This window comes from Blastomonas sp., assembly GCF_041747255.1.
Lineage (GTDB): Bacteria > Pseudomonadota > Alphaproteobacteria > Sphingomonadales > Sphingomonadaceae > Blastomonas.
The window spans coordinates 1-23,400 of sequence record NZ_JBGTFM010000146.1 but is presented as its reverse complement, the minus strand read 5'-3'; the positions used below and the strand labels follow the sequence as shown (position 1 = coordinate 23,400).

Here is a 23,400-nt window from a genome sequence, read left to right as displayed (position 1 = left end):
TGGGAAAAGCAGCACAATGCCACTGGCGGATCGATGGTCATGGAATGGAAGGACCTGCGCGAGCGCTACGCCTCGCCCTATGAAGCCAGCCTGCAACGCCGCACCAACGGCGATGCCAAAGAGCCTGGTCCGGGAGACGGGCCAAAAAAAGCCCCGCCGGTGCTTGAGCCGGCAGCATGAATATGCACCCATATTGACGAACAAGCGGCCATCGGAGTGATCCGGTGGTCGTTTTGTATCGGTAGATCGAACAGATCTACAGTAGAAACAAAAGCGGGAACCTATCTGACCGAACGCGCGTAATGCCCTGAGTAACGCACGATCATGTGTTGATTGTGCGTTGGCTAGGGAGAATTTTATGAGCGATTCGATCAGAACCGCCGCCGAGCGGATCAAGGAAGATGCACTGCAACTGGCCGAGCGCGCCCGTGAAGAGGCCGTGACTGCTTTCGCTTCAGTGAACGACAACCGCGACGAACTGCGCGCCAAAGCTGCAGAAACCGCGAAGCTGGCAGGCACGATGATTTCCGAAAACGCGCGTGTCGCAAGCGATCTTGCCCGCAAGAATGCATCGGCTGCCGCGCATATCGTGAGCGAAAACGCCAAGCAAATCAGCGATGAGCTTGGCCCCATGCGCGACCGGGCCGAACAGGCGCTGCGCGATGGTGCAGAACGTCTCGGCAAGTCGGCCCACCAAGTATCTGACCGCATCAGTGCCAATGGCAAATATGCTGCTGATCAGGCCCGTGCGCACCCTGTGCTCGCGGCAGGTCTTGCAGTCGGCGGCATCGCGATGCTGGTGGCAGCTGCCTCACTGATGCGTCGTCGCAAGCCCGCTCCGGCAACTGACGCATCGGGTGTGGATACGTCTACACCCACCAACAAAGCGTCTTCTAACAAAAACGTGCCTCCGGTTGCTTCAGCAAACGGCGCAGCACCAGCAAACCCAAAGGCTGTCGACGCCTAACCGACAGCCCGAGGGCCAGGGCCTGTTCTCCGAAAAGAGGCGCCCCCCGCTTCCGGAGGCAGGCCCTGACACTATTTAGGCAATCGCATCATCAAGGGCAGACAGTGTGGCATCACCAGCCACACTGCCTGCCCTTGTTCTGTTCTTTCAGCCAGGTCTGCAGCGGCGCAAAATATTCGACCAGCGCCGTGCCATCAATCTCTCGCGTGCCGGTAAACGCCTCGAGCGCATCGGGCCATGGCTTTGATGCGCCCATTTCCAGCATCGCATTCAGCCGTGTGCCGACATCCTTGTTGCCATAAAATGTGCAGCGATGCAGCGGCCCGGTCCAGCCCGCGATATCGCACGCCGCCTTGTAGAACTGAAACTGCAGGATTCGCGCGAGGAAATAGCGCGTGTAGGGCGTGTTGCCGGGGATGTGGTATTTCGCGCCCGGGTCGAACGCGTCGGCGGGTCGGTCCACCGGCGGCGTGATGCCCTGATATTGCAGACGCAGCGCGGTCCACGCATCGTTATAGCCCGCAGGCTTGATCGTGCCGTCGAACACGCCCCAGCGCCAGCGATCGATCAGCAGCCCGAACGGCAGGAACGCCAGCTTGTCCATCCCCTGACGCAGCAGCAGCCCAAGGTCCTTGTCCGCGCCGGGCACCTGCGCCTGATCAAGCAGGCCGATTTCGACCAGATAATCGGGCGTGATCGACAGCGCGATCATATCACCGATGGCTTCGTGGAAACCGTCGTTGGCGCCATCAAGGTGCAGCGTATCCTGCTGGTTATAGGCCCGCTGATAGTAATTGTGGCCCAGCTCGTGATGGATTGTGGTGAAATCGTCAGCGTTCACCTTGATGCACATCTTGATGCGCAGATCGTCCTTGTTGTCGATATCCCAGGCCGATGCGTGGCAGATCACCTCGCGATCAGCGGGCTTGACGAACTGCGAGCGCTGCCAGAAGGTTTCGGGTAGCGGCGCAAAGCCAAGCGACGAGAAGAAGCCCTCGCCGGTCCTGACCATCTTGATCGGATCGTAATTCTTGGTCGTCAGCAGTTCGGTGACATCAAAGCCGATGTCGCCCGCACCCGCAGGGGCAACGACATCGTAGATGTTGCCCCATTCCTGCGCCCACATGTTGCCGAGCAGATCGGCGCGGATCGGGCCGGTTTTGGCCTGCACCGCATCGCCATATTTCTCGTTGAGCTTGGCTCGCGTGTAGCAATGCAGGTCGTCATATAGCGGCTTGACCTGCTGCCACAGCTTTTCGGTCAGCTTGGCAAAGTCATCGGCAGGCATGTCATATTGTGACCGCCACATCGCGCCGACATTCTTGAAGCCCAGTTCACGCGCGCCCTGATTGGCGATCTCGACCATGCGCGCATAATCGTCCTTCATCGGCGCGCCGACATCGTCGTGCCAGCTTGCCCACATTTCCTTCAGCTCATCGGGATTGCGGTTATCGCCCATCGCCGCCTCGATGTCCGATCCGCTGATCGCCTCGCCCTTGAGCGTGCCTTTGCCCTTGCCGTAAAGCGACTGCAGGTTGGTGGCGATGGTGTTGAGCTCGGTCGCCGCGCCCGGCGTGGTGGGGGCTGGCAGCACGATGCCGCCGCGCAGCTTGTCGAGCTTGCGCCGCGCCTCTGCGCTGAGGCCCGAGACGTCGTTGAACTTCGCCGCCTCGAGCGCGAACCGCACCTGCATCTCGGTCCCCTCGGCGCCAACCTGTGCGGCCAGTGCATTGGTGTCCTCGGTCAGATAGGTCGCATTGATCCAGAACACCCGCCCCGCCGATACGACATAGTCGAACAGCTCTTTTTCGGTCGCAGTGATGAAGGCTTCGGCGTCGGCTGCGGTCGGCTTGGCCGGGGCACTTTGCGCCGCAGCGTCTTCGGCAAACGCGGGAGTGGCAATGGTGGCCACCGACAACGCGATCACCGACGCGATGGATTTTAAATGTTTCATGGGTGTGCGATCCCTTTTCTGGTGCATATTCCGGCGCGCATGATCAGCCTTGGCCGGGCCGGGGTCAAGCGGTTAGAAATGAAACCATTTCATCGCCCAGCGCGGCCTCAACCACGCTCGACATATGCGTGCCGTTAATCTCTGCCAGACGCGCGTTGGCCAGCCGACGCGCCAGCTCGGGCGCCGAGCCGTTGTCCTGGTCATCCTTGCCCGAGATGACCAGCACCGGCACGTCGCACTGTACCAGCGCATCGGTATCGACATCACCAAAACTGTCGAGCAACAGCCGCGCCGCGACCGGATCGATGCCTTGCGTCTTCATGAACGCCACCGCCATGAAATGCGGGTCGCCGCGCTTGACCTGATCGCACCGGTCGATCGCGGTCACAAAAAAATCACGCCGGCGGCCCCAGCCGGTGAGCCCCTCCCAGCCCATGCCCGCGAGAATCGCGCGGCGCGGCCTTGCCCCGGTTGTCAGCAGCTTGGCGGTGGTGCGCGCGCCGAGCGAGAAGCCGCCGAGATCATAATCCTCAAGCCCCAAAGTCTCGATCAGCGACAAAGCATCGTCAACCAGCACATCGGCGGGATAGCGCGCCGGGTCGTGCGGCGCATCGCTCGCCCCGTGCGCGCGCAGATCAGGCATGATCACCCGAAAACCCGCCGCTGCCAGCTTTGCCGCATGGCCAAATTTGATCCAGTTGGTTTCCGCGCTGGAAAACAACCCGTGCAGCAACAGCAACGGCCTGCCCTCGCCGGTTTCGTGCACGGCAAGCTGGGTGCCATCGAATGAGCGGATGTGGCGGGTTGCGACGATGGCTGTCATGCAATACCTAAAAACTCAGTCCAAGCCTCACCTGACCGGGGCTGCTGATCCATGAATATGGAATCAGCCGGTAACGTAATCCAGGGTTGCTTGCTTTGAACCCAGACGTGCCGAGCCGGGACGAACTGAGCGCTATTGTCGAGCGTGCCGCAGCGCAGGCTGGCCAGCCCTGAGCGGTTGTCGGTTACGGCGTAAATCCGTGCCTTACACGCCGCGCAGCCGAAGATGCGAGATCGTGCGCCGCTAGGCTGCTCGTAATTGCCGACGTCCAGCTCTCCTTCGATCTCGATGTCGTTTTCCATAAATAGCATATGCTCGGAAAACGCGGTGCCGGTCCGCGACTGGCAGTCGGTGCAGTGGCAGGCGTAGGGATTGAGCCGCATCCCGTCGCGCAGGATATAGCGCACCGCGCCGCACAGGCATCCACCGGTCTGTTCGCCCTTCATCGCAGTTGCAACCCCTTCTGCTCCATTCGCCAAAGCGCAAGATCGATCCGGTCCTGCCCGAAGAACGGCTCGCCATCAAACACCAGAGTCGGAACGCCCCAATGGCCCGCCGCCTCCAGCGCGGCCTGGTTGGCAGCAATCTCTGCGTCCAATGCGTCAGGCTCAGCCTCGATCACCGCCTCTATCGCAGCAAGGTCGAGCCCGGCACGCGCCGCCGCCTCGGCAAGATGATCGCCCTCGTGCCACCCCTTCGCGCCGCCCCAGATCAACCGCGAGGCCTCGTCGCAAAACGCCAGGCTCTTGCCGACCCGCGCCGCTGCCTGCCCCAGCCGGGTAATGCGGTAAATATATGGCTGCTCGGCTGCGATCTGCCGGGTTGCGATATCCTGCACAATCGGATCGGGGTTGGGAAAACCGAACGGGATATCCAAATACTGCGCCACACGAAACACATCGGTGAAGGTGTAGCGCAACCAGCTGGGATGATTCTTTTCAAAGAAATCCGGCTGGCGGATCGCGAGCGGATACACCGGGCGCAGGTTGAGCGTCAGGTCGTACGCCTCCATCAGCGCCCGATATCGCCGCGTGGCGAGATAGCTGTAAGGCGATCGGAACGACCAGAAAATGTCGGCGGTGAGGGTCATCAACAGAACTCCGATAGCGGCACGACCATTGCGGCATACGGCGTTCCGGCCAGTCGCTGCACAAATTCTGTGTCGGCCGTGATCATCTGGCAGGAGGTCTGGCGCGCCAGTTCAAGATAAAGACAATCATACACCGGGTGCTTCAATCGAAAGGCCAACGACAGCGCGCCGTCATTAAGCTCTCGCGACGGATAAAGGCGGCTGAAAAACTCCGGCATATCTTCAAGATGGCGATGCGCGTGGATTTCCAGCAATTCCGAACGCTTGACCTTTTTCCAGAACGAACTCGCCGCCTCGATCATCAACCAATCCGGGGCAATTAGCGGATCGGAAACCTCAAAAAGAGAGCGCGCTAAATTGCTGTCATGTTCGCGAACCAGCCATTTGACTGCAACGCTGGCGTCAACGACCAGCGTCATCTGCCCACCCGTCATCGAGCCACTTGCCGTGATTGGTGTCACGATCCCATCGGATCAGCAACGTGCTGTCACTGGCGTCCGGGCCATCGGGCGGAGTCATCGCCAGCGCCTCGTCTGACATGCGCCTCAGCACATGCGCAGGCTTTTTTGCAAGCGGCCTATTTGCCTCAATCAACTCACGCAGCTCAGCCTCAAGCGACGTGCCGCGCTCGCGCGCCAAGGCGCGATAGCTCTCGAGGGTTTCATCGCTGAGCTTGCGGATCAAGGCCTGTCCCATGTGCGCAATGATAACAAAACGCTATCACCGCCGCAAGAACCGCATCACCCCTTCTTGAGGTGTCGGCGACCAAGCAGCTCGGCGATCTGCACGGCGTTGAGCGCGGCGCCCTTGCGCAGGTTGTCTGACACGCACCACAATGAGATGCCGTTGTCGACCGTGCTGTCGTCGCGCACCCGGCTGATGTAGGTCGCGCCGTCGCCGACGCACTCAACCGGGGTGACGGAGCCGCCATCCTCGCGCTTGTCGACCAGCATGATGCCGGGCGCCTCGCGCAATATCTTCTGCGCGTCCTCGGCGCTCAGTTCGTTCTCGAACTCGATGTTCACCGCCTCGGAATGGCCGACGAACACCGGCACGCGCACGCAGGTCGCGGTCAGCTTGATCCTGGGATCGAGGATTTTCTTGGTCTCGACGACCATCTTCCACTCTTCCTTGGTCGATCCGTCCTCAAGGAACACATCGATGTGCGGAATGACGTTGAAGGCGATCTGCTTGGTGAACTTTTTCGCCTCTGCGCTGTCGCCGACAAAGATGTTGCGCGATTGCTCAAACAGCTCGTCCATGCCGTCCTTGCCCGCGCCAGAGACCGACTGATAGGTCGAGACGACCACGCGCTTGATCGTCGCGGCATCGTGCAAAGGCTTCAATGCCACGACCAGCTGCGCGGTCGAGCAATTGGGGTTGGCGATGATATTGCGCTTGGAATAGCCGTCGATGGCGTCCGGGTTCACCTCGGGCACGATCAGCGGCACATCAGGGTCCATGCGGTAGAGCGACGAATTGTCGATGACGACACAGCCCTGCGAGGCCGCCCGCGGCGCATGCACCTTGGTCGCGGCAGAGCCTGCGGCAAACAGCGCGATATCCCATCCAGTAAAGTCGAAATGCTCGATGTTCTGCACCTTGAGCATCTTGCCGGTTTCACCGAACTCAACCGTCGTGCCGGTCGAGCGCGACGATGCGACCGCCGCGATCTCGTGGATCGGGAACTCCCGCTCGGCAAGGATGGCCAGCATTTCGCGACCCACATTGCCAGTCGCCCCAACGACAACAACCCGATAACCCACAGTGAATATCCCTTCAAACAACGCACCGGCGCGCCTAGCCCCATGGGGGCGGCAACACAAGCCGCTATCGCTGTGCGGCCACGCCCGGCACGGCATCGAACGCGACGGTCAGGCGATGCTCGGCGCTCTTGAACGGCAAGGTGCCATGCCACAGATATCCGGGGAAAATCACCAGCCGCCCTGGCGGCAATCCCCTTCGCCCATTGCACCGCAACTTCAAGACATCTCGTCCGCTGGCTGATGCCGATGGCTTCATCCGTGTTCTTGCAAGCCAGAAGGACTGCTCGGCATGCAGACTAAAGGATTGATGCACGACCATGAAAGCAGCTCGCAGATCATGCGCTCAGTGCACGAAGGCGCGCGCGATACGGCCCGCGATATCGCTACGAGTGACGCATAGCTGATTTCACGCCAACAGCGAAAAAGGTCGATACGCTGTTCGCCCACCTCAAACGCACCTTGAAACTGTCTGCTGACGCCTGGGCGGTCCCAAAGGAGCAAATGACAAGCGCCATCTGGCGACAGCAGCCCAAGATGCCAAGCTTCCCGATGTAAGTAGCGCCAATTGATGCACTTGTCCTGACCAACCTCCCCGCAGTGTAGCTATCAGGCACCTCGGAGCTCGGGCGCAAATACGCGCTCCGCGCGCCGCCCGCTTGACTCGGCTCCGCGTTCACCTAACCTTTTCACTGCTCAAAAGGGGGGTGGACGGACATGCAGAGTCAGACTGAAAACACGTCTGAGCAGGCAGCCGTCGATCTCGCCAAAATCAAAGTTGCACGCCGCGCCGGTGACTGGCTTGGCGTTTTCGACGCAGCCGAAACGGCCATTCGGGCCGGCCGCGGCGGCGAGGAGATGCACTACAACCAAGCACTGGCTCTCGCCAATATCGGCGATATTGAAAGAGCCTCCTTCCTGTTCGACACATGTCGGCTGGCCGACAATGCTGATACCCACAAGCGGGCGCTGGGCGCGCGCCTGCTCAAGGATCAGGGGCGAACGAAAGAGGCCTATGCCAGCTATCGCGCGCTCTACGACAAAACACACGATCCCTATCATGGCATCAACGCTGCCTCGCTGGCGCTGCTGAGCGATCAGTGTGATGATGCACGAGAGGTGGCAACGAGCATCCTGGCTCTGCCCAACATTGCTGCGCCGTCTGATTACTACTCGGCTGCTACAAAGGCGGAGGCGCTTGTTATCCTCGGAGATGCGAAAGGCGCGGCCGCAGCGATCGCGCTCGCGACGAGCTTGCCTGATTCAGGGCCTGGGCCCCAATCGGGCACCCTGCGCCAGCTCAGCAGGGTGGCGCCGGCGGCTGGCATCGCCCCGCACGATTGCTGCGCGTTACTGGACATGCTGCGCCCGCCCGCCTGTTTCCATTATGCAGGCCATATGTTCGCACCCGAACCAACCGAGGAGGCACGGATCAGCCATGCCATCCACGAAGCGCTTAATGACCACAAGGCCGGCTATGCCTTCGGATCGCTCGCGGCGGGCGCCGACATCCTGGTGGCCGAAGCCGTGCTCGAACGTGGCGGCGAGTTGCATATCGTTTTGCCCTGCGCATGGTCCGATTTTGTCGCGCAGTCGGTGCGGCCAGCGGGTGAGGAATGGGTGACGCGCGCAGAGGCGTGCAAAGCCCGGGTCGCCGACAACAGGATTATCTTTGCCTCCACCATCGAATATGTCAGCGACCCTGAAATTTTCGCCTACGGGTCAGCGGTTGCGATGGGATTGGCGCGGCTGAAGGCGCAACAGCTCGCCGCCCACTGCTTCCAGATTGCGATCTGGGACGGCAAGCCGGGCGGCCGGGTCGGCACGGGTAGCGACATCGCGTTATGGCGCGCGCGCGGCGGCAATACCGAGGTCATCAATTCGGGCGCCATCGACCGCGGTTTCGCGCGCCCCGAGGGTGCCGAGGAGCAGTCGCTGCCGCGCCGGAACGCTGCCATCCTGTTCACCGATTATGCCGGCTTCTCGCAGCTGGCTGAATCCCGCTACCCGGTATTTGACGGAGAGATCATGGGCCGTGTCGCCGCGGTGGTGGATCGCCATGGATCGCGCGTGCTCGGCCGCAACACCTGGGGCGACGCGCTGTTCGCCGTGCTCGACAACGCCATCGCGGGAGCCGAATTTGCGCTCGACCTCCAGCACGAGCTCAAGGATTTTGACCCCGCCGCGCTTGGCCTTGAGGAAGGGCGCGGCGGCATGCGCATCGCGCTCCATTACGGGTCGGTTTACGAGGCTGCGGACCGAGTTACCGGCATGGCCAATTTCCTCGGCAATGAAATTGCCCGCGCCGCCAGGATCGAGCCGATCACCCCGCCGGGTGATGTCTATGTAACCGAGCCGTTCGCGGCGATGATCGCGCTGCACGCGCACGAACGCTTCCGCTGCCGGTATGTAGGGAAGGTCGATTTGGCCAAGAAATACGGCGCGTTCCCGATGTACCGGCTCACCCCTGCCGCACCAGGCGGTGCCAGTGACGCATAGGATACAGCGCACTCAGTCGGCGGCGATCAACGACCGTTTGGGAATTTGCGCCGCTCCGCGAAGCCAAAGGGTGTCAGGAAGACTATGCCGATCGCGCCGGCATCCCCCAAACCTATGTGAGCGACATCGAACGGTTAGCCAAGCCACCGGAGGTCGTGCCGAGGATATTGATGGACTGACTTTGCGGTTGCGCAAAGGATAATTTCGATGAACAGCTCTCGGGGTGCCGGGGGCAATTTGAGCTTAATTTTTTTGTCGTCCGGCGTGACGTTCGGTGCTTACATGCCAAGTACATTGAAATTTCCGCTTGGGTCGGCAACAGACTGCCGGGTTTTCGATGCAGCAATGCCTCCAGAGCATTTTCAAATTGATCCGTAACGGGCAATGACCCGGAAAATGCGGCATCGCAAGACAAGAGCGTTTTCGCTCAAAGTGAAAACGCTCTAGAAGACAGTCGGATATCTTCCGGTTTTCAATAAATCCGCGCATAGCAATGGCCGCTTTGCACGCGCCGGCTTTCTCTATGGTCATAACGACGACAGCTACATCTGACCGAGCGGCTGGCTCAGCGCCATTCCGGTCCGAAAATAACAAAGCCGCGTGCCTCAAGCTGATCGAGCACACCTTGCCGTTCGGCAAGGACCCCAAGGGGCACGACTGCCAGCGTCACACCTTCAGTGCTGGAAGCCTCGGCGATCAACCGGGTCCATTGATCACGGATTTCTCCGCCCAGGTCTTCATCGGCCCACGGCCAACACGTGTTGAGCGCGATTTCCAGCGGATTGGCCATGACCGCCGGTACATCAAACCTGCGCCAGTCATTTCCGCGTGCCTCGATAATCGGCTGCCCCGCTTCGGTCGCGGTCATTGCGGTTTCCAGGCAAGCTATATGGCTGGCAGGCGCGGCAGCAGCAAGATTGTCCAGCAAGTCTTTGCCGCGAAACCGCTCGGGCCGGAGGATCGGTATATCAGCCCGCTTGGCGGCCTTTTCTACGATGTCGGTTGCGTCGTCAGTGGTGCTGTTGTCGAAATCGAGCCGCCGTGCGAGCAGATCGAATGAGGACATGAGAAAACTGCCCCGATCATAATCGACCTTGTATCGGGCCTCCAGATCAGCGAGTCGTGCGCGCTGCTGAACGGTCAGATAGTCCGCCGCCACACGCCGATCAGGCAGCTTGGTAAAGCTTCCACCGCGAAAGATCAGCCGCAAGACATCGCCAGGCGAGAATTTCGGCGCTGCGCGCAGGATGACCCGGCTCGCTTCGGACGTGGCTTCCCGCAAACGCTCAGGCTCCCATGGGGTGCTTTTTGGAATTGCGCGGATTTCACCAACCAGCAGAACAGTGCCGCTGGGCGTGTCGATGGTCCACATCGGTGCCCCAGAGCGCTTTACGCTGACCACGATTTCGTTTTCGATTTGCGCAGTCTGCGCTTGCGCGGGCGTCACGCAGAAAAGCACAGTCGCAACGATTGCCAAGAACCTTGTCTTCATCGCCACAGCCTTATCAATGAGCAAATAGACGGTTGGTGAACCGGATGAGGTGAGATCGGCAATTGCAAGTCACTTACGGCGCGGTCGCCGCGATAGGGGCGTTCTGCCCGGCAGGAGCCGCAGCGATGGTAATATCGGCGCGGGGCATCGGGGGGCCGGGCCGATACCAGACGAGCGCGGAAAGGGCGAGCCACGTCGTGAACATCAGCAAGTAGGGCCAGCGGCGTGGCCACAGCCGGGCCACCAGCAGCGTTGCCGCCGCTGTGCCGGCGAGGGCGAACAAGGCCGAGCTTGCCGCGCGCGTGCCAGTGCCGGTGAGCGCCGTCTGGATCGCAATGCTGGCCCATTGCGCAGGCAACAGGGCCAGCAACCAGTCCGGCAAGGTGTCCGGCAAGGCCAAGGCTGTTGACAGGAAAGCAACCTCACCGGCGACCACAGCTATGGCGATCAGCCAGCCCTTGTCAGATGCCGAGCGGGCAAACAGGGTGCCCCGCGCGGCGAAGCTGATGCTTGCGATGATCACGGCCAGCCCGGTTGATAAGGGGTGCGGCAGGGGTGGCGTGCCCAACGCACGCGCCAACAGTATCAGGCCAGCCCCGGTCAGTAGGGCAAGCAGGACACCGATCCACAGCCGCCCGTCAGCGGCCGCTGCGATCATGCCAACACCCATCAGGCCCACGGCCACGATCGGACCACACACCAAGGCCAGCGGCGCGGAACCGTGTGCATCTACCAGCAGCAGCATGGCCAGGACGGGTGCCGCAACCCCGGCCAGCGCCACGGACAGCCATGCCAGAATCGGCCAAGACAAAGGCTGCGCGTGCGACATAGACTTCATAGGACTGACACTGATCGAACCGCCCGGCATTGTCGAGCTTCGCCAGTTCCGGCAGTTCGGCAAATGGGCCGCTTGCGGGCAGGCAGCTTTGGTTCCGCCGATGGTGGCAAGCGGTCGCTTTCTTGTCCGTGTGGGCGGGACGTTAAGATACATCGGCGATCTCCACCAAGGCACATTGCTGAGGCCCATTCATCAGTTGATCCACAATAGTGGTTAGGCACCGCTTCAGCCAATGCGGGCAAAGCCGGCGGTGCCTGCTGGGATCTGCGTGAACGGCGTTGCCACTTGCGGGCGGTGTTCTAGTGCGGCATTCAGCGCCTGCGCGGGATCGTTTGTGTCGCCCATCATTGCTTCCATGCTGCGCACGCATAACGCGATTGTGTCATCGGCCAAAGTGTAATGCACCTGCTTGGCTGCGCGACGGGTGCGGACCATGTCGGCCCGGCGCAGCTCGGCAAGCTGCTGGCTGAGTGCGGGCTGACCGATGGCGGTCGCCGCATCGATCTGGCCGACGGTCTTTTCGCCCTCGAGCAGGCAAGAGAGAATCATCAACCGTTGTGGCTGAGCATAAACGCGCAGCTTTTCGGTCATCGCATCGGCCAGCGCGCGGTTTTGGTAAAGAGCGGTCATCGGTCGCTTACCTTGGTGCAGAACCAGTCTGCGGCGACGCCATCGATTGCTGTCTCCACATTGACTGGCATCAACAGATCATCGCCGGGGTGCCAGCCTTCGGGGGTCATCACGGTGCCGTCGTGCGCCCGCTGCAGTGCGGCCAGCAGGCGCAGCATTTCTTCAACCGACCGTCCGACATTGTGCGGATAGCTGGTGATCGCACGCACCACGCCGTCGGGATCGATAAAATAGGTGCTGCGGATCGTCGCACTGTCCTGCGCCTGCCCATCGATCATGCCGTAGGCGCGGCCAATCGCCATCGATGGATCCTCGATCACCGGAAAGCCCACTGTCACTCCGAACGCCGCTTTGATCGCGCGAAGCCAGGCATGATGCGCATACAGGCTGTCAACCGATAGCCCGAGCAAGGCGCAGTCTATCGCCGCGAACTGGTCCGTCGCCTTGGCCAGCGCGACGAATTCTGTGGTGCACACCGGCGTGAAATCGGCCGGGTGCGAAAAGAAGATGAGCCACTGGCCGCGATACTCGCTCAACGACCGTTGCCCAAGCGTCGTGCGCGCGCTGAAATCAGGCGCAACATCGCCGATCCGCAGCTGATGTGCGTTAATGTGCTGGGTCAATTCATGTGTCATCGCAGAGCCATCTCACAATTCCGGGTGGCAGATCAATTGCCTTGACGCTCCTGACCTAAATAATTACATAGTTTATGTAAACATGAATTTATGAGGTGCTGCAATGTCCGACTCCGCTCTCGCCACCGCCACTGCCCAAATCGCCACCGCCCGCCAAGGCGTGCCAGCGATCAAGGCGTTTTTCGACAGGGCCACCAACACGGTGTCTTATGTCGTCCACGATCCCGAAACCCTGCGCGGAGCGATCATAGACAGCGTGCTGGATTATGACCCCGCATCGGGTCGCACCTCCTTCTCTTCGGCAGAGGCGATCCTCGCTTATGTCGGGGAGAAGGGGCTTGCGATCGACTGGCTGCTCGAAACCCACGCGCATGCCGATCACCTGTCGGCGGCACCGTATCTGCAGCAGAAGCTAGGCGGCAAGATCGCCATCGGCGCATCGATCACGCTGGTGCAGAATGTGTTCGGCAAGCTGTTCAACCTGGGTGACGGATTCGTGCATGATGGCGCTGATTTCGACATGCTGTTCAACGACGGAGACCATTTCAAGATCGGCAGTCTCGATGTCACCGTGCTGCATGTGCCGGGCCATACACCTGCCGACATGGCTTATGTCATCGGCGATGCGGTGTTCCTGGGCGACACGATGTTCATGCCCGATTACGGCACGGCGCGCGCCGATTTCCCCGGCGGCGATGCGCGCACCCTGTTCCGCTCGCTGCGCCGTCTGCTAAAGCTGCCGCCCGAAACGCGGCTGTTCATGTGCCATGACTATCTGCCCGAAGGCCGCGCGCATTTCGTCTGGGAGACGACGGTGGCCGATCAGCGCGCGCACAATGTGCATGCGCACGACGGCATTACCGAAGACGATTTTGTCACGATGCGTGAAAAGCGCGACGCCGGGCTGAGCATGCCGACGCTGATTCTGCCCGCGGTGCAGGTCAACATCCGCGCCGGGCATTTGCCGGAGGCGGAAGCGAACGGCACACGCTATCTCAAGATTCCGTTGAACGTGCTGTGATCCTGCCCGGCTATCCCGATGCGCTGCCGCTGCAAGGGTTGATCGGCGGGCTAATGATCGGGCTCGCAGCTGCGATCATGCTGCTGGGGCTCGGCCGTATCGCCGGGGTCAGCGGCATGGCGGCGCGCGCCACCGGCATAGGCGGGGGCAGCACGCCGCAGGGGCTGGCGATTGCCTTCATTGTCGGGCTTCCGCTGGGTGCCATGATCATCAACCTGCTGGTTGCCCCGGTCGAAGCGACCTTCCCGGCGAGTCCGTGGCCGCTGTTGATTGGCGGGCTGATCGTCGGCTTCGGCACCCGTCTTGGTTCGGGCTGCACCAGCGGTCACGGGGTGTGCGGCATGTCGCGTCTGTCGCCGCGTTCGCTGATGGCGACAGCGCTGTTCATGGCGAGCGGCTTTGCGACCGTGGGTCTGATGCGGCTGGGGGGCGTGCTGTGAAGCAGTCCTTGATCGCGCTGCTCTCCGGGCTGCAGTTCGGCGCGGGGCTTGCCGTGTCTGGCATGGCTGATCCGCAGCGGGTTCAGGCGTTTCTTGATTTGACTGGCGCGTGGGACCCGACGCTGGCGTTCGTGATGGGCGGCGCGATGATCCCGATGGCGCTTGCCTGGATGATCCAGCGACGCATGGCCGCGCCTGTGGGCGGCGGCACGTTCGAACTGCCGGGCACCAGCAGGATCGACGGCAACCTTGCGATTGGCGCCTTGCTGTTCGGAATCGGCTGGGGGATCGGCGGCCTGTGCCCCGGCCCCGCAATCGCCGATCTTGCCATCGCGCCGGTGTCTGCCGCGACGTTTATCGCTGCCATGTTGGTCGGCATGGCGGCGCATAAACTCATCCCACAATGACATGAGATGCTCCGCAGCGACGGGCCGGGAGAGACTGGCATGAACATTACCTCCATCAACGACCGGTTCAGCGTCTCACCGCAGATTGCGCCGGGCGACATCGCCGAGATTGCGGCGCTCGGCTTTCGGTCGATTATCTGTAATCGCCCCGATGGCGAAGAGGCAGGGCAACCGGCGGCGGACGAGATCGGCGCAGAGGCTATGCGGCATGGCCTCGCTTTCGCTTGTGTGCCTGCAGTCCCGGGGCAGATCACCGCGCAAGACGGCGATGCGATGGCCAGTGCGCTGGCCAGCCTGCCCGGCCCGGTGCTCGCCTATTGCCGCTCGGGCGCCCGCTCGACCAAGCTGTGGCAGATGACGCAGTCCGCACCCGCAGCTGATGAAGCGTCGGCGCCATCGACTAAAATCTATGACGTGGTCATTGTTGGCGGCGGCAGCGCGGGCATCGCCACAGCCGCCAGCCTGCTCAAGCGCAACCGCCGCTTGTCGATTGCGATCATCGAACCATCAGAGGTGCATTATTACCAGCCGGGCTGGACGATGGTTGGCGGCGGCATTTTCGATGCGCCGTTCACCCGGCGCGACCAGGCAGCGGTGATGCCCGACGGGGTCGAGTGGATCAAGGCATCGGCCAGCGGCTTTGCGCCTCACGACAACCGCGTGATCCTGTGCGATGGCAGCGATGTTACCTATCGCGTGCTGATTGCATGCCCCGGCATCAAGCTCGATTGGGATGCGATCCCCGGGCTGCGTGCCGCGCTGGGCCAGCATGGTGTTACGTCCAACTACGGGTATGAACTTGCCCCCTATACGCGCCAGCTGGTCGATGGATTAAAAGGTGGCCGCGCGCTCTTCACCCAGCCGCCGATGCCGATCAAATGCGCGGGCGCGCCGCAAAAGGCGATGTATCTCTCCTGCACCCGCTGGGAAAATTCCGGCGTGCTGCGCGCTATTGATGTGCAGTTCCACACCTCCGGCGCGGTGCTGTTCGGGGTCGCAGCCTATGTGCCCGCGCTGATGGACTATGTGCAACGCTACAACGCGCACCTCAACTTTGAATCGAAGCTCGTCGAGGTTGACGGGCCGGGGGGATTTGCCACGTTCGAGCAAAAGCGCGGCGATGCGGTCACCCGCGTCGAGGAGCGCTTCGACATGATCCATGTCGTGCCACCGCAGTCTGCCCCCGATTTTGTCCGCTCCAGCCCGCTGGCGGCGGCAACGGGGTTCATCGAGGTCGATGAAGCAACCTTGCGCCACACCCGCTATGAAAACGTCTTCGCGCTCGGCGATGCCTGCTCCGCCTCCAACGCCAAGACGATGGCGGCGGTGCGCAAACAAGCGCCCGTGGTCGCGGTCAACGTGCTGGCAGCGCTGCAAGGCAAGCCCCCGGTCGCCGATTATGACGGCTATGGCAGCTGCCCGCTGACGGTCGAAGCGGGCAAGGTCGTGCTTGCCGAGTTCGGCTATGGCGGCAAATTGCTGCCCAGCTTCCCGACGTGGCTGATCGATGGCACCAAGCCGTCACGGCTTTCGTGGTTGCTCAAAGACACCATTCTGCCGCCAGTCTATTGGCACGGGATGCTGAAAGGGCGCGAATGGATGGTCAAGCCGCACATGATCGGCGCCTGATACATGCGTCATGCCCGCTATCTGCCGGTGCTCGACTGGGGTCGTGGCTATAACCGCACGATCCTGACCAACGATCTGGTCGCCGCCGCGATCGTCACCATCATGCTGATCCCGCAGAGCCTCGCTTATGCGATGCTCGCCGGATTGCCGCCTGAGATCGGCCTGTATGCCTCGATCCTGCCGATCATCGCCTATGCGCTGTTCGGCACCAGTCGCACGCTCGCGGTGGGGCCGGTGGCGGTGATCTCGCTGATGACGCTGACCGCCGCGAGCAGTGTCGCCGCGCCGGGCACCGCGCAGTTTATCGCGGCGACCTTGGTGCTGGCTTTCCTATCGGGCGTGATGCTCATTTTGATGGGGGTGCTGCGGCTGGGGTTTCTCGCCAACCTGCTGTCGCATCCGGTGGTCTCGGGCTTCATCACCGCATCGGGGCTGATCATCGCAACCAGCCAATTGAAATCGATCCTTGGTGTCTCGGCGAGCGGCAAGGCGATGCCCGAGCTGGTGTCAACTCTGCTCGCCAACCTCGCCAGCGTGAACCTGCCGACGCTGATCATCGGCGTCACCTCAACCGCCTTCCTGTTCTGGGTGCGCAAGGGCTTGAAGCCTTTGCTGGTGCGGCTGGGGCTGAAGGCGCGCACCGCCGACCTCACCGCCAAAGCCGGACCGATTGCCGCCGTCGCCATATCGACACTTGCCGTCGTGCTGCTCGATCTGGAAGCGCAGGGGGTGCGCGTGGTCGGCCAGATTCCGCATAGCCTGCCGCCGTTCACCGTGCCGTTGTTCGATGCCGAACTGTGGCAGCGGCTGGCGATCCCGGCACTGCTGCTCAGCGTCATCGGCTTTGTCGAAAGCGTCTCGGTCGCACAGACGCTTGCTGCCAAGAAGCGCCAGCGGATCAACCCGGATCAGGAGCTGATCGGGCTGGGCGCGGCCAACGTAGCCGCCTCGTTCAGCGGAGGCTATCCGGTGACAGGCGGCTTTGCGCGCTCGGTGGTCAATTTTGATGCGGGTGCAGAGACCCCGGTGGCGGGCGCCTATACCGCTGTCGGCATTGCCATCGCCGCGTTGTTCCTCACGCCTTATCTTGCCTCGTTGCCGATTGCGACCCTTGCCGCGACGATCATCGTCGCGGTGCTCAGCCTCGTCGATTTACAGACGCCGCAGCACATCTGGCGCTATTCCAAGCCCGATTTCGCAGCGATGGCCGCGACTGTGCTGGTCACCTTGCTGGCGGGCGTGGAGCCTGGCGTGATCGCAGGCGTCGGCCTGTCGCTGGCGTTATACCTGTGGCGCGCGTCGCGGCCCCATGCTGCCATCGTCGGGCGGGTGCCCGAAACCGAGCATTTCCGCAACGTGAAGCGCCACGATGTGCTCACCGATCCGCGCATCCTCACGATCCGTATCGATGAGAGCCTGACCTATTTGAACGCGCGCTGGCTTGAGGAGTTCGTGCTCGAACAGGTCGCGGAGCATTCGCAACTGCGCCATCTCATCCTGATGTGTTCGGCGGTCAATGCCATCGATGCGTCCGCGTTGGAAAGCATCGAGGCGATCAATCATCGGCTGGCTGATGCCGACGCCAGCTTGCACCTGTCAGAGGTTAAGGGTCCGGTCATGGACGCGCTGGAGCGCAGCCATCTGCTGCACAACCTGACCGGCAAGGTCTGGCTGTCGCAGAACGATGCGTTCTCGCAAATCATGGAAATGATGATCCGGTCAGACTCACCCGAGCTGCATATGGATGTTTATGGACCCAGAGGATTGATCTGAGCAACGGCGCCTGCGCGATCGCGCCGACTGGGCCTTGCTCGACGTGCGCGATGCCGAAGAGCGCGCTGAAAATGCCATCGGCGGACCGCTCCACATCAGCGTCGGCCAGCTCAACGAACGCTGGCAGGACCTCGGCCGGGACCGGCATGACAACCTGATGTGTGCAAGCGGGATGCGCGCCAGCGTGGCGGCCGGGTGGCTGGCCAGTCAGGGCTTCGATAAGCTCGCCATTGATCTTGGCTCAATCGGCGAATGGCAGGCTGAGCATGGCTAAAACACCTGCATCTCGCGTCCAGCCCGTGTCGATTGAAATACATCGGCGCAACTCAAATGGGCGATCCGCTTTTTCTCGATCGAGAGGGCCACCGCAAACCTGCGCGCGGTGCAGATCCTGGTGGGACCTACCAAGATCGCGAACACCGTCCGCTACCTGGGCGTCGATGTTGAAGACGCCCTTATCTTTGCCGAGCGCCTCGAAATCTGACTATCAATGCGGCCTTCGGGCAATGCCCGATGGCCGATCTTGGCGTCAAAGAAAAAGCAGTGATCCCACTGGGACTGAAGAGGAAACCAAACGCAAGGTTCCGCGGGCTTGGAGACATCGGTCCGATCAATGGATATGAGTGCGAGGATGGCCCGACTGATCCTCTTTAATAAGCCCTTCGGCGTTTTGTCGCAGTTCACGGATCGCGGGTCGCAAACGGCTCGTTTGACACTCTCGGAATTCATCGCGGTAAAGGGTGTCTATCCGGCCGGGCGGCTCGATCGTGATAGCGAGGGCCTGTTGCTGCTGTGCGACAATGGCCGCCTGCAGTCGCGTATTTCCGATCCGCGTTTCAAGCTGCCCAAGACGTATCTGGTTCAGGTCGAGGGCGCGCCGCAGGAACAAGAGCTGGAACGCTTGCGAGAAGGAGTCTGCCTTAACGATGGGATGACCAGCCCGGCTGACGTCGAGCGCATTGACGCGCCCGCCCTGTGGCCGCGCATCCCGCCAATACGCGAACGCAAGTCGATCCCCGACAACTGGCTGAAAATCACGATCCGTGAAGGGCGAAACCGGCAGGTGCGCAGGATGACGGCGGCCGTCGGCTTGCCCACCTTGCGACTGGTCCGCTGGTCGATCGGCGACTGGACCGTGGCCGGCATCGCACCGGGCCAGTTCGAGGAGACCTCTGGCTAGAAAACGGCCGGAGCAGGCGTGGTTGCAGTGTCCTCAATCCGGGGAATCGAAGGCAAGACTCCCTTCGTTGAACAGCGCAACAATCAGTTCCAGTGTCGCCGGGGATCGGTCGGGTGCGACCGCGAGCCGGGCCTCGGCACAGATACTCTGCGCGAAATCAGCCGCGTCGTCGATGCATGAAAAACACTGCCCGTCCGCGAACAGCAGAATCGATGAGGCCGTGTCGCGGATGAAAGAGAACCGGCTCGCGGGGTTGCGGACCAGGGGCGTGCCCGCAGCGAGCCACTGCCGGATGTCATCGACCTGTACCGGTTGGTCCGGCCGCCAGTCGATCTCGGGGTTCTTCGGGCTGGTGTTGTATTGCCCGAACCACCGGGCGAACCGGCGCTGATCCAGCAGCGTTTCGGCGATCATGCCGTGCAACCGCGCGATCGCTTCCGCGCTGATCTCGCCGGGATTGTCTTGGCGAGCCAAATGCGGGTCTTCGTAGCGTTCGCTGTCCGACAGATCAGGCACTATGTCGTCGGCCCAGGACTCGATCAATTCCGCGCGCGATGGCGCGCGAAAACCGATTGAATAGGTCATGCAGCCGTCGCCGATGGCAATGCCGCGATGGGCGACGCGCGGCGGGACGTAGAGGATGTCCCCTGGCTCCAGTATCCACGCCTCGGTCGGCCGAAAATCCGCGAGCAGACGCAGGTGGTCATGCGGCATCAATTCCGTGCTGTCATCGCACAGCGCGCCGAGTTCCCAGCGGCGCCGACCCAGACCCTGCACGAGAAACACATCATAATGGTCGAAATGCGGGCCGACCCCGCCGCCGTCCACAGCATAGCTGACCATGATGTCATCGACCCGCCAGTTCGGGACGAAGCGGAACGGATCGAGCAACGCGGCAACGCCCGCAAGATGATAATCGACCGATTGCACCAGCAGCGTCCACGGGTGGCGGCTTTGCTTCGTGAAGCGTTCTTCCGGAAAAGGGCCGTGCTCCAGTTCCCATTTCTGCCTGTGGCGCGTGATGATGCGCGACTGGACAAGCTCTTCGCATGCCAGGCCTGCCAGCGCGTCCGGCTCCACAGGGTTTGACCAGCAATCCCAAGGCGATCTGATCAGCAGCGGCTTTTGCTGCCAGTGATCACGCAGGAAGGCGGCAGCGTCAAAAGCCTGCAATTGCATCGCTGCAGATGTCACTTCCGGCTTTTGCGCGCGGCATTGCGCGCTTCGCGCGCTGCCGTTCCCTCGCCCGCAACGAACGGCATGAAGTTCATATCGACGTAAGGGCCGGTACGTTCATGAATGGCTTCGGCGGTGTCGAGCGCGTCGATGAGTACTAATGATGTCATCCTCGCAACATCCCATGGTCATCCAAAGTCCGCAATGGCGGCGGAACCTGAATAGCGGTTATTTTTAGATTGCCACGATGTCCTGCCGTTCGGGTAGCGACCTCACTGCAGCAGGTGGGCGCGAACGACCGTTCGCGTCGGTCATCGCCTTCTATTCCTGCACCCGCTCGATAACAAAGACTGCATTCGTCTCTGGATCGATAGTGCGCCGAACGCCGTCTTTGCGCGCGCTCGTTAAAGATGCACTCCGACGACGGCCGGAACCGTCATTGAAGCAAAGGCGAATGCGGCAAGAATGGCTTCCATTATGGAATTCCTCAATACATAGCCGTTCACCAATTGAGCGGCGGTGCGGTGAGATTGCCGACTCTGCACAGCTGGCGCTTGCCCGTTTCGAAATCGGGCTGGCCGTTTCCGGATCGAACAGGGCTGATAAAATCCGGACAGGATGGCCGATTCCGGAATAGGCTTGTCGCAGAAGCATCGCTCTGGCAGCCCGGTGCCTATGACGGCTTTCGAACAGATCGATCAGATGGCACGCGGCGGGTCGATTGCCTTGCTGGCATTGTGGAGCTGGATCTTGATCCGGGACCATTGGCAAGATGTGCCGGCGCGGCTTGCGATTGCAATGAATTGCGCGATCTGCAGCTATTTGATCGCAACCGCGCGATTGTTTAATGCGCCGACACCCATCGGCCTGCTGTTCTCTCTCGGCTCGGGGGCTACGCCGGGGCTGTTCTGGCTCTTTGCCAAGGCCTGGTTCAACGATGAACAACGGGTGTCGGGGGTCAGCATCCTGATCGTCTCGCTCTCGCTGCTCAACACCTTGGCGGTCCAGCTTACCTATCCGTGGAACAGCACCCCACATCTGGTCGCAAGTGCGCTGTTTCGTGTCTTCATGCTGGGATTCGCAGCGGCTGCGCTGCGGGAGGTGTGGCGTAGCCGAGAGGGCGATCTGATAGAACGGCGGCGGAGGATCAGGCCGCTGCTTGTGGGTGTCATCGCCATTTTCGTCATCCTGATCGCGATCATCGAAATCACGGCGTCGACTGATCGGCTCGGCGATCTACTCCGGCGGCTGGTGGCCGGGGGCGCATTGCTGGCCGTGCTCTGCTTTTGCGCGGTCATGCTGCGCATGCGCCAGGCTGATCTGTTCGGCGCCTCGCCCGGGGCCATAGCGGCAACGAAGCCCCTGGCAGAGCGGATCGACGACCCGCTTTCTGACAAACTGCTCCGGTTCATGGCGGATCAAATGCCGCACCGCGACGAGACATTGTCGATCGCGAAGCTCGCGGCTCTGCTGGGCGAGCAGGAATATCGCCTGCGCCGAACAATCAACGGCCAGCTTGGCTATCGCAATTTTGCCGCCTTTTTGAATGGCTATCGCCTTGCCGAGGTGAAGGTGGCACTCGCGGATCCTGCCCAAAAGGACGTGCCAATCATCACCATTGCGCTCGACGCGGGCTTCGGCTCGCTCGGTCCTTTCAATCGTGCGTTCCGCGAGGCGGAGGGCATGACGCCAAGCGAGTTTCGGGCGCGCGCCTCTGGCTGATTTCGAAATCAGCTAGCTCATTTCGGAATGAGCAGCGCATATGCTGACAAACACAAGCAGATGACGAATCCCAGCTGCTGAAGGGCCCCGAACATGACCACCGGATTTCCACCCCTCGATATTCTGCTCAACAGAGGGCATCACATCTTTGCGTTTGATTTTGGTCGCTATGTCATTGCTGCCTCGGTCACCTTCGCGGTCGTCTGGCTGCTGCGGCGCACGGCAATCAAGGCGCGCAAGATTCAGGCGCGCGAAGCAACCGCTGGCGACATGCGCCGCGAGTTTCTGCAATCGATGCAATCTGTTTTGGTGTATGTCGTGGGTGCCTGCTTCCTCATCTGGGGTCGGGAAATCGGGCTGTTGTACAGTGTTTTTGGCGAAGGCTTTGGCCTGGGCATCGATCTGCTGATCCTTGTGACAATCGTTATCGCGCATGACGCCTATTTTTATTGGGCGCACCGCTTCATGCACCATCCCAGATTGTTCAAACACTTTCACCGCGCGCATCATCGATCGATCACGCCGACGCCCTGGGCCGCCTACAGCTTTGCGATCCCCGAGGCCGCCGTGATGTTCATGTTCGTGCCGATCTGGCAGTTCTTCGTGCCGACGCCTGGCTGGGTGATGTTCACCTGGCTTAACTTCCAGATCATCCGCAACGCGATGGGCCATGCCGGCTTCGAATTCTTCCCGCGCTGGTGGCTGGCCTCTCCGCTCACCCGCTGGATCAACACGACCGTGCATCATGACCTGCACCATCTCGGCGGCTTCAACACCAATTATGGCCTCTATTTCACCTGGTGGGACAAATGGATGGGCACCGAACATCCGAAATATCACGAGAAATTTGCGGAGGTTACCGGACGTGGGCGGGCGGCTGAGGTGCAGGCGGTCAGCAAAGTGACGGCCTGACCATATCCTGGCTTCTGGCGCTGCCTACGCAGCAAAATCTGGCCCTGATTGCCAGATTTTGGCAGCAGGATGATGTGCCATTGGCGCATGTTGCGGGCTGGGGAGGGATTGCTGCGTTTAACGCATGAGCTCATAAGGATAGAAAAGGGCACCGGATGCAGATGCAGCCGGTGCCCTTTTCTTGCCTGTCGTAGCGCGTTTTTTGAATAAAAGCGCTGGCCCTCGGGTCAAGCCTGGTAGTGTAATAACAAGATTGCTGAAAGTTGCTAACAAGCAGATCGTATTAACCACAGGATGATCGGTATGCCCGTAAAAACACCGCAGTGCCGCGTTTCAGACGCCGGTTGATGTCGGCCCCGGACATTCCGTGTCTGACACCGAATTTCAGTTCGACGTCCGCAAAGCCTTTCCACAGCGCCATCAGATCTTCGGCTGCATCGATCGCATTG

At 61.3% G+C, this 23,400-nt stretch carries 25 protein-coding genes and 2 pseudogenes; 13 read left to right on the top strand and 14 right to left on the bottom strand.

Features of this window, described 5'->3' with window-relative positions:
• Positions 1-180 (top strand): annotated as a pseudogene (locus ACEW8G_RS05220) (SulP family inorganic anion transporter); the annotation flags it as partial.
• 178 nt (positions 181-358) lie between these two features.
• Positions 359-967 carry a hypothetical protein gene (locus tag ACEW8G_RS05215; protein WP_373487382.1) on the top strand — a complete coding sequence of 203 codons (609 nt, stop codon included), beginning with the start codon at positions 359-361 and terminating at the stop codon, positions 965-967.
• A gap of 112 nt (positions 968-1,079) precedes the next feature.
• Here ACEW8G_RS05215 and ACEW8G_RS05210 read toward each other — a convergent pair whose 3' ends face one another.
• From ACEW8G_RS05210 to ACEW8G_RS05175, 8 genes are all read right to left on the bottom strand, one after another.
• Entirely contained in the window at positions 1,080-2,921 is a 1,842-nt protein-coding gene (locus tag ACEW8G_RS05210; protein ID WP_373487381.1) for a M2 family metallopeptidase, read from the bottom strand.
• Between the two features lie 64 nt (positions 2,922-2,985).
• Positions 2,986-3,744: an alpha/beta fold hydrolase gene (locus ACEW8G_RS05205; protein ID WP_373487380.1), complete on the bottom strand. Its 759-nt coding sequence runs from the start codon at positions 3,742-3,744 to the stop codon at positions 2,986-2,988.
• Complete coding sequence (locus tag ACEW8G_RS05200; RefSeq protein ID WP_373487379.1) at positions 3,741-4,190, bottom strand: GFA family protein; 450 nt, start codon at positions 4,188-4,190, stop codon at positions 3,741-3,743. The genes ACEW8G_RS05205 and ACEW8G_RS05200 overlap by 4 nt, the downstream gene beginning before the upstream one ends.
• Positions 4,187-4,834, bottom strand: a complete 648-nt coding sequence (locus ACEW8G_RS05195; protein ID WP_373487378.1) for a 2-hydroxychromene-2-carboxylate isomerase — start codon at positions 4,832-4,834, stop codon at positions 4,187-4,189. Before ACEW8G_RS05195 ends, ACEW8G_RS05200 begins: the two co-directional genes overlap by 4 nt.
• Entirely contained in the window at positions 4,834-5,253 is a 420-nt protein-coding gene (locus ACEW8G_RS05190; protein WP_373487377.1) for a type II toxin-antitoxin system VapC family toxin, read from the bottom strand. Before ACEW8G_RS05190 ends, ACEW8G_RS05195 begins: the two co-directional genes overlap by 1 nt.
• Positions 5,237-5,530 (bottom strand): hypothetical protein, encoded by a 294-nt coding sequence (locus tag ACEW8G_RS05185; RefSeq protein ID WP_373487376.1) that lies wholly within the window; start codon positions 5,528-5,530, stop codon positions 5,237-5,239. Before ACEW8G_RS05185 ends, ACEW8G_RS05190 begins: the two co-directional genes overlap by 17 nt.
• 44 nt (positions 5,531-5,574) lie before the next feature.
• Positions 5,575-6,600 (bottom strand): aspartate-semialdehyde dehydrogenase, encoded by a 1,026-nt coding sequence (locus tag ACEW8G_RS05180; protein WP_373487375.1) that lies wholly within the window; start codon positions 6,598-6,600, stop codon positions 5,575-5,577.
• Positions 6,601-6,664: 64 nt separating this feature from the next.
• Positions 6,665-6,772: a putative 2OG-Fe(II) oxygenase gene (locus ACEW8G_RS05175; RefSeq protein ID WP_373487374.1), complete on the bottom strand. Its 108-nt coding sequence runs from the start codon at positions 6,770-6,772 to the stop codon at positions 6,665-6,667.
• Positions 6,773-7,314: 542 nt separating this feature from the next.
• Between ACEW8G_RS05175 and ACEW8G_RS05170 the strand changes: the two genes are divergently transcribed.
• Positions 7,315-9,096: a hypothetical protein gene (locus tag ACEW8G_RS05170; RefSeq protein ID WP_373487373.1), complete on the top strand. Its 1,782-nt coding sequence runs from the start codon at positions 7,315-7,317 to the stop codon at positions 9,094-9,096.
• A gap of 565 nt (positions 9,097-9,661) precedes the next feature.
• Here ACEW8G_RS05170 and ACEW8G_RS05165 read toward each other — a convergent pair.
• The 4 genes from ACEW8G_RS05165 to ACEW8G_RS05150 form a co-directional block, all read right to left on the bottom strand.
• Positions 9,662-10,588 carry a TraB/GumN family protein gene (locus ACEW8G_RS05165; RefSeq protein ID WP_373487372.1) on the bottom strand — a complete coding sequence of 309 codons (927 nt, stop codon included), beginning with the start codon at positions 10,586-10,588 and terminating at the stop codon, positions 9,662-9,664.
• 73 nt (positions 10,589-10,661) lie between these two features.
• On the bottom strand, positions 10,662-11,417 hold the full coding sequence (locus tag ACEW8G_RS05160; RefSeq protein WP_373487371.1) for a hypothetical protein: 756 nt from the start codon (positions 11,415-11,417) through the stop codon (positions 10,662-10,664).
• A 234-nt stretch (positions 11,418-11,651) separates the two neighbouring features.
• Positions 11,652-12,056, bottom strand: a complete 405-nt coding sequence (locus ACEW8G_RS05155; RefSeq protein ID WP_373487370.1) for an ArsR/SmtB family transcription factor — start codon at positions 12,054-12,056, stop codon at positions 11,652-11,654.
• Positions 12,053-12,691 carry a peroxiredoxin gene (locus ACEW8G_RS05150; RefSeq protein WP_373487369.1) on the bottom strand — a complete coding sequence of 213 codons (639 nt, stop codon included), beginning with the start codon at positions 12,689-12,691 and terminating at the stop codon, positions 12,053-12,055. Before ACEW8G_RS05150 ends, ACEW8G_RS05155 begins: the two co-directional genes overlap by 4 nt.
• Positions 12,692-12,794: 103 nt before the next feature.
• On the opposite strand from ACEW8G_RS05150, the gene ACEW8G_RS05145 reads away from it, so the two are divergent.
• The 8 genes and pseudogenes from ACEW8G_RS05145 (at position 12,795) to ACEW8G_RS05110 (ending at position 19,141) form a co-directional block, all read left to right on the top strand.
• Complete coding sequence (locus ACEW8G_RS05145) at positions 12,795-13,712, top strand: MBL fold metallo-hydrolase (RefSeq protein WP_373487368.1); 918 nt, start codon at positions 12,795-12,797, stop codon at positions 13,710-13,712.
• Positions 13,709-14,152, top strand: coding sequence for a YeeE/YedE family protein (locus ACEW8G_RS05140; protein WP_373487367.1), 444 nt, complete (start codon positions 13,709-13,711; stop codon positions 14,150-14,152). The genes ACEW8G_RS05145 and ACEW8G_RS05140 overlap by 4 nt, the downstream gene beginning before the upstream one ends.
• A complete protein-coding gene (locus ACEW8G_RS05135; protein ID WP_373487366.1) occupies positions 14,149-14,559 on the top strand; it encodes a DUF6691 family protein in 411 nt (136 codons plus the stop codon). Before ACEW8G_RS05140 ends, ACEW8G_RS05135 begins: the two co-directional genes overlap by 4 nt.
• Positions 14,560-14,598: 39 nt before the next feature.
• Entirely contained in the window at positions 14,599-16,188 is a 1,590-nt protein-coding gene (locus tag ACEW8G_RS05130; RefSeq protein WP_373487365.1) for a TIGR01244 family sulfur transferase, read from the top strand.
• A gap of 3 nt (positions 16,189-16,191) precedes the next feature.
• The gene (locus ACEW8G_RS05125; protein ID WP_373487364.1) at positions 16,192-17,961 is read left to right on the top strand and encodes a SulP family inorganic anion transporter; all 1,770 of its coding nucleotides are present in this window, start codon (positions 16,192-16,194) and stop codon (positions 17,959-17,961) included.
• Positions 17,962-17,971: 10 nt separating this feature from the next.
• A complete protein-coding gene (locus ACEW8G_RS05120; protein WP_373487384.1) occupies positions 17,972-18,235 on the top strand; it encodes a rhodanese-like domain-containing protein in 264 nt (87 codons plus the stop codon).
• A gap of 78 nt (positions 18,236-18,313) precedes the next feature.
• A pseudogene (locus tag ACEW8G_RS05115) lies at positions 18,314-18,445 on the top strand (integrase); the annotation flags it as partial.
• Between the two features lie 147 nt (positions 18,446-18,592).
• Positions 18,593-19,141 (top strand): pseudouridine synthase, encoded by a 549-nt coding sequence (locus ACEW8G_RS05110; RefSeq protein WP_373487363.1) that lies wholly within the window; start codon positions 18,593-18,595, stop codon positions 19,139-19,141.
• 33 nt (positions 19,142-19,174) lie between these two features.
• On the opposite strand, the gene ACEW8G_RS05105 is transcribed toward ACEW8G_RS05110, so the two are convergent.
• Positions 19,175-20,320, bottom strand: coding sequence for a JmjC domain-containing protein (locus ACEW8G_RS05105; RefSeq protein WP_373487383.1), 1,146 nt, complete (start codon positions 20,318-20,320; stop codon positions 19,175-19,177).
• 11 nt (positions 20,321-20,331) lie between these two features.
• Positions 20,332-20,487, bottom strand: a complete 156-nt coding sequence (locus ACEW8G_RS05100) for a hypothetical protein (protein ID WP_373487362.1) — start codon at positions 20,485-20,487, stop codon at positions 20,332-20,334.
• A gap of 652 nt (positions 20,488-21,139) precedes the next feature.
• On the opposite strand from ACEW8G_RS05100, the gene ACEW8G_RS05095 reads away from it, so the two are divergent.
• Together ACEW8G_RS05095 and ACEW8G_RS05090 are read left to right on the top strand one after the other, a co-directional pair.
• Positions 21,140-22,039, top strand: coding sequence for a helix-turn-helix domain-containing protein (locus ACEW8G_RS05095; RefSeq protein WP_373487361.1), 900 nt, complete (start codon positions 21,140-21,142; stop codon positions 22,037-22,039).
• Between the two features lie 93 nt (positions 22,040-22,132).
• Positions 22,133-22,951, top strand: a complete 819-nt coding sequence (locus ACEW8G_RS05090; RefSeq protein ID WP_373487360.1) for a sterol desaturase family protein — start codon at positions 22,133-22,135, stop codon at positions 22,949-22,951.
• Positions 22,952-23,400: the final 449 nt, after the last annotated feature.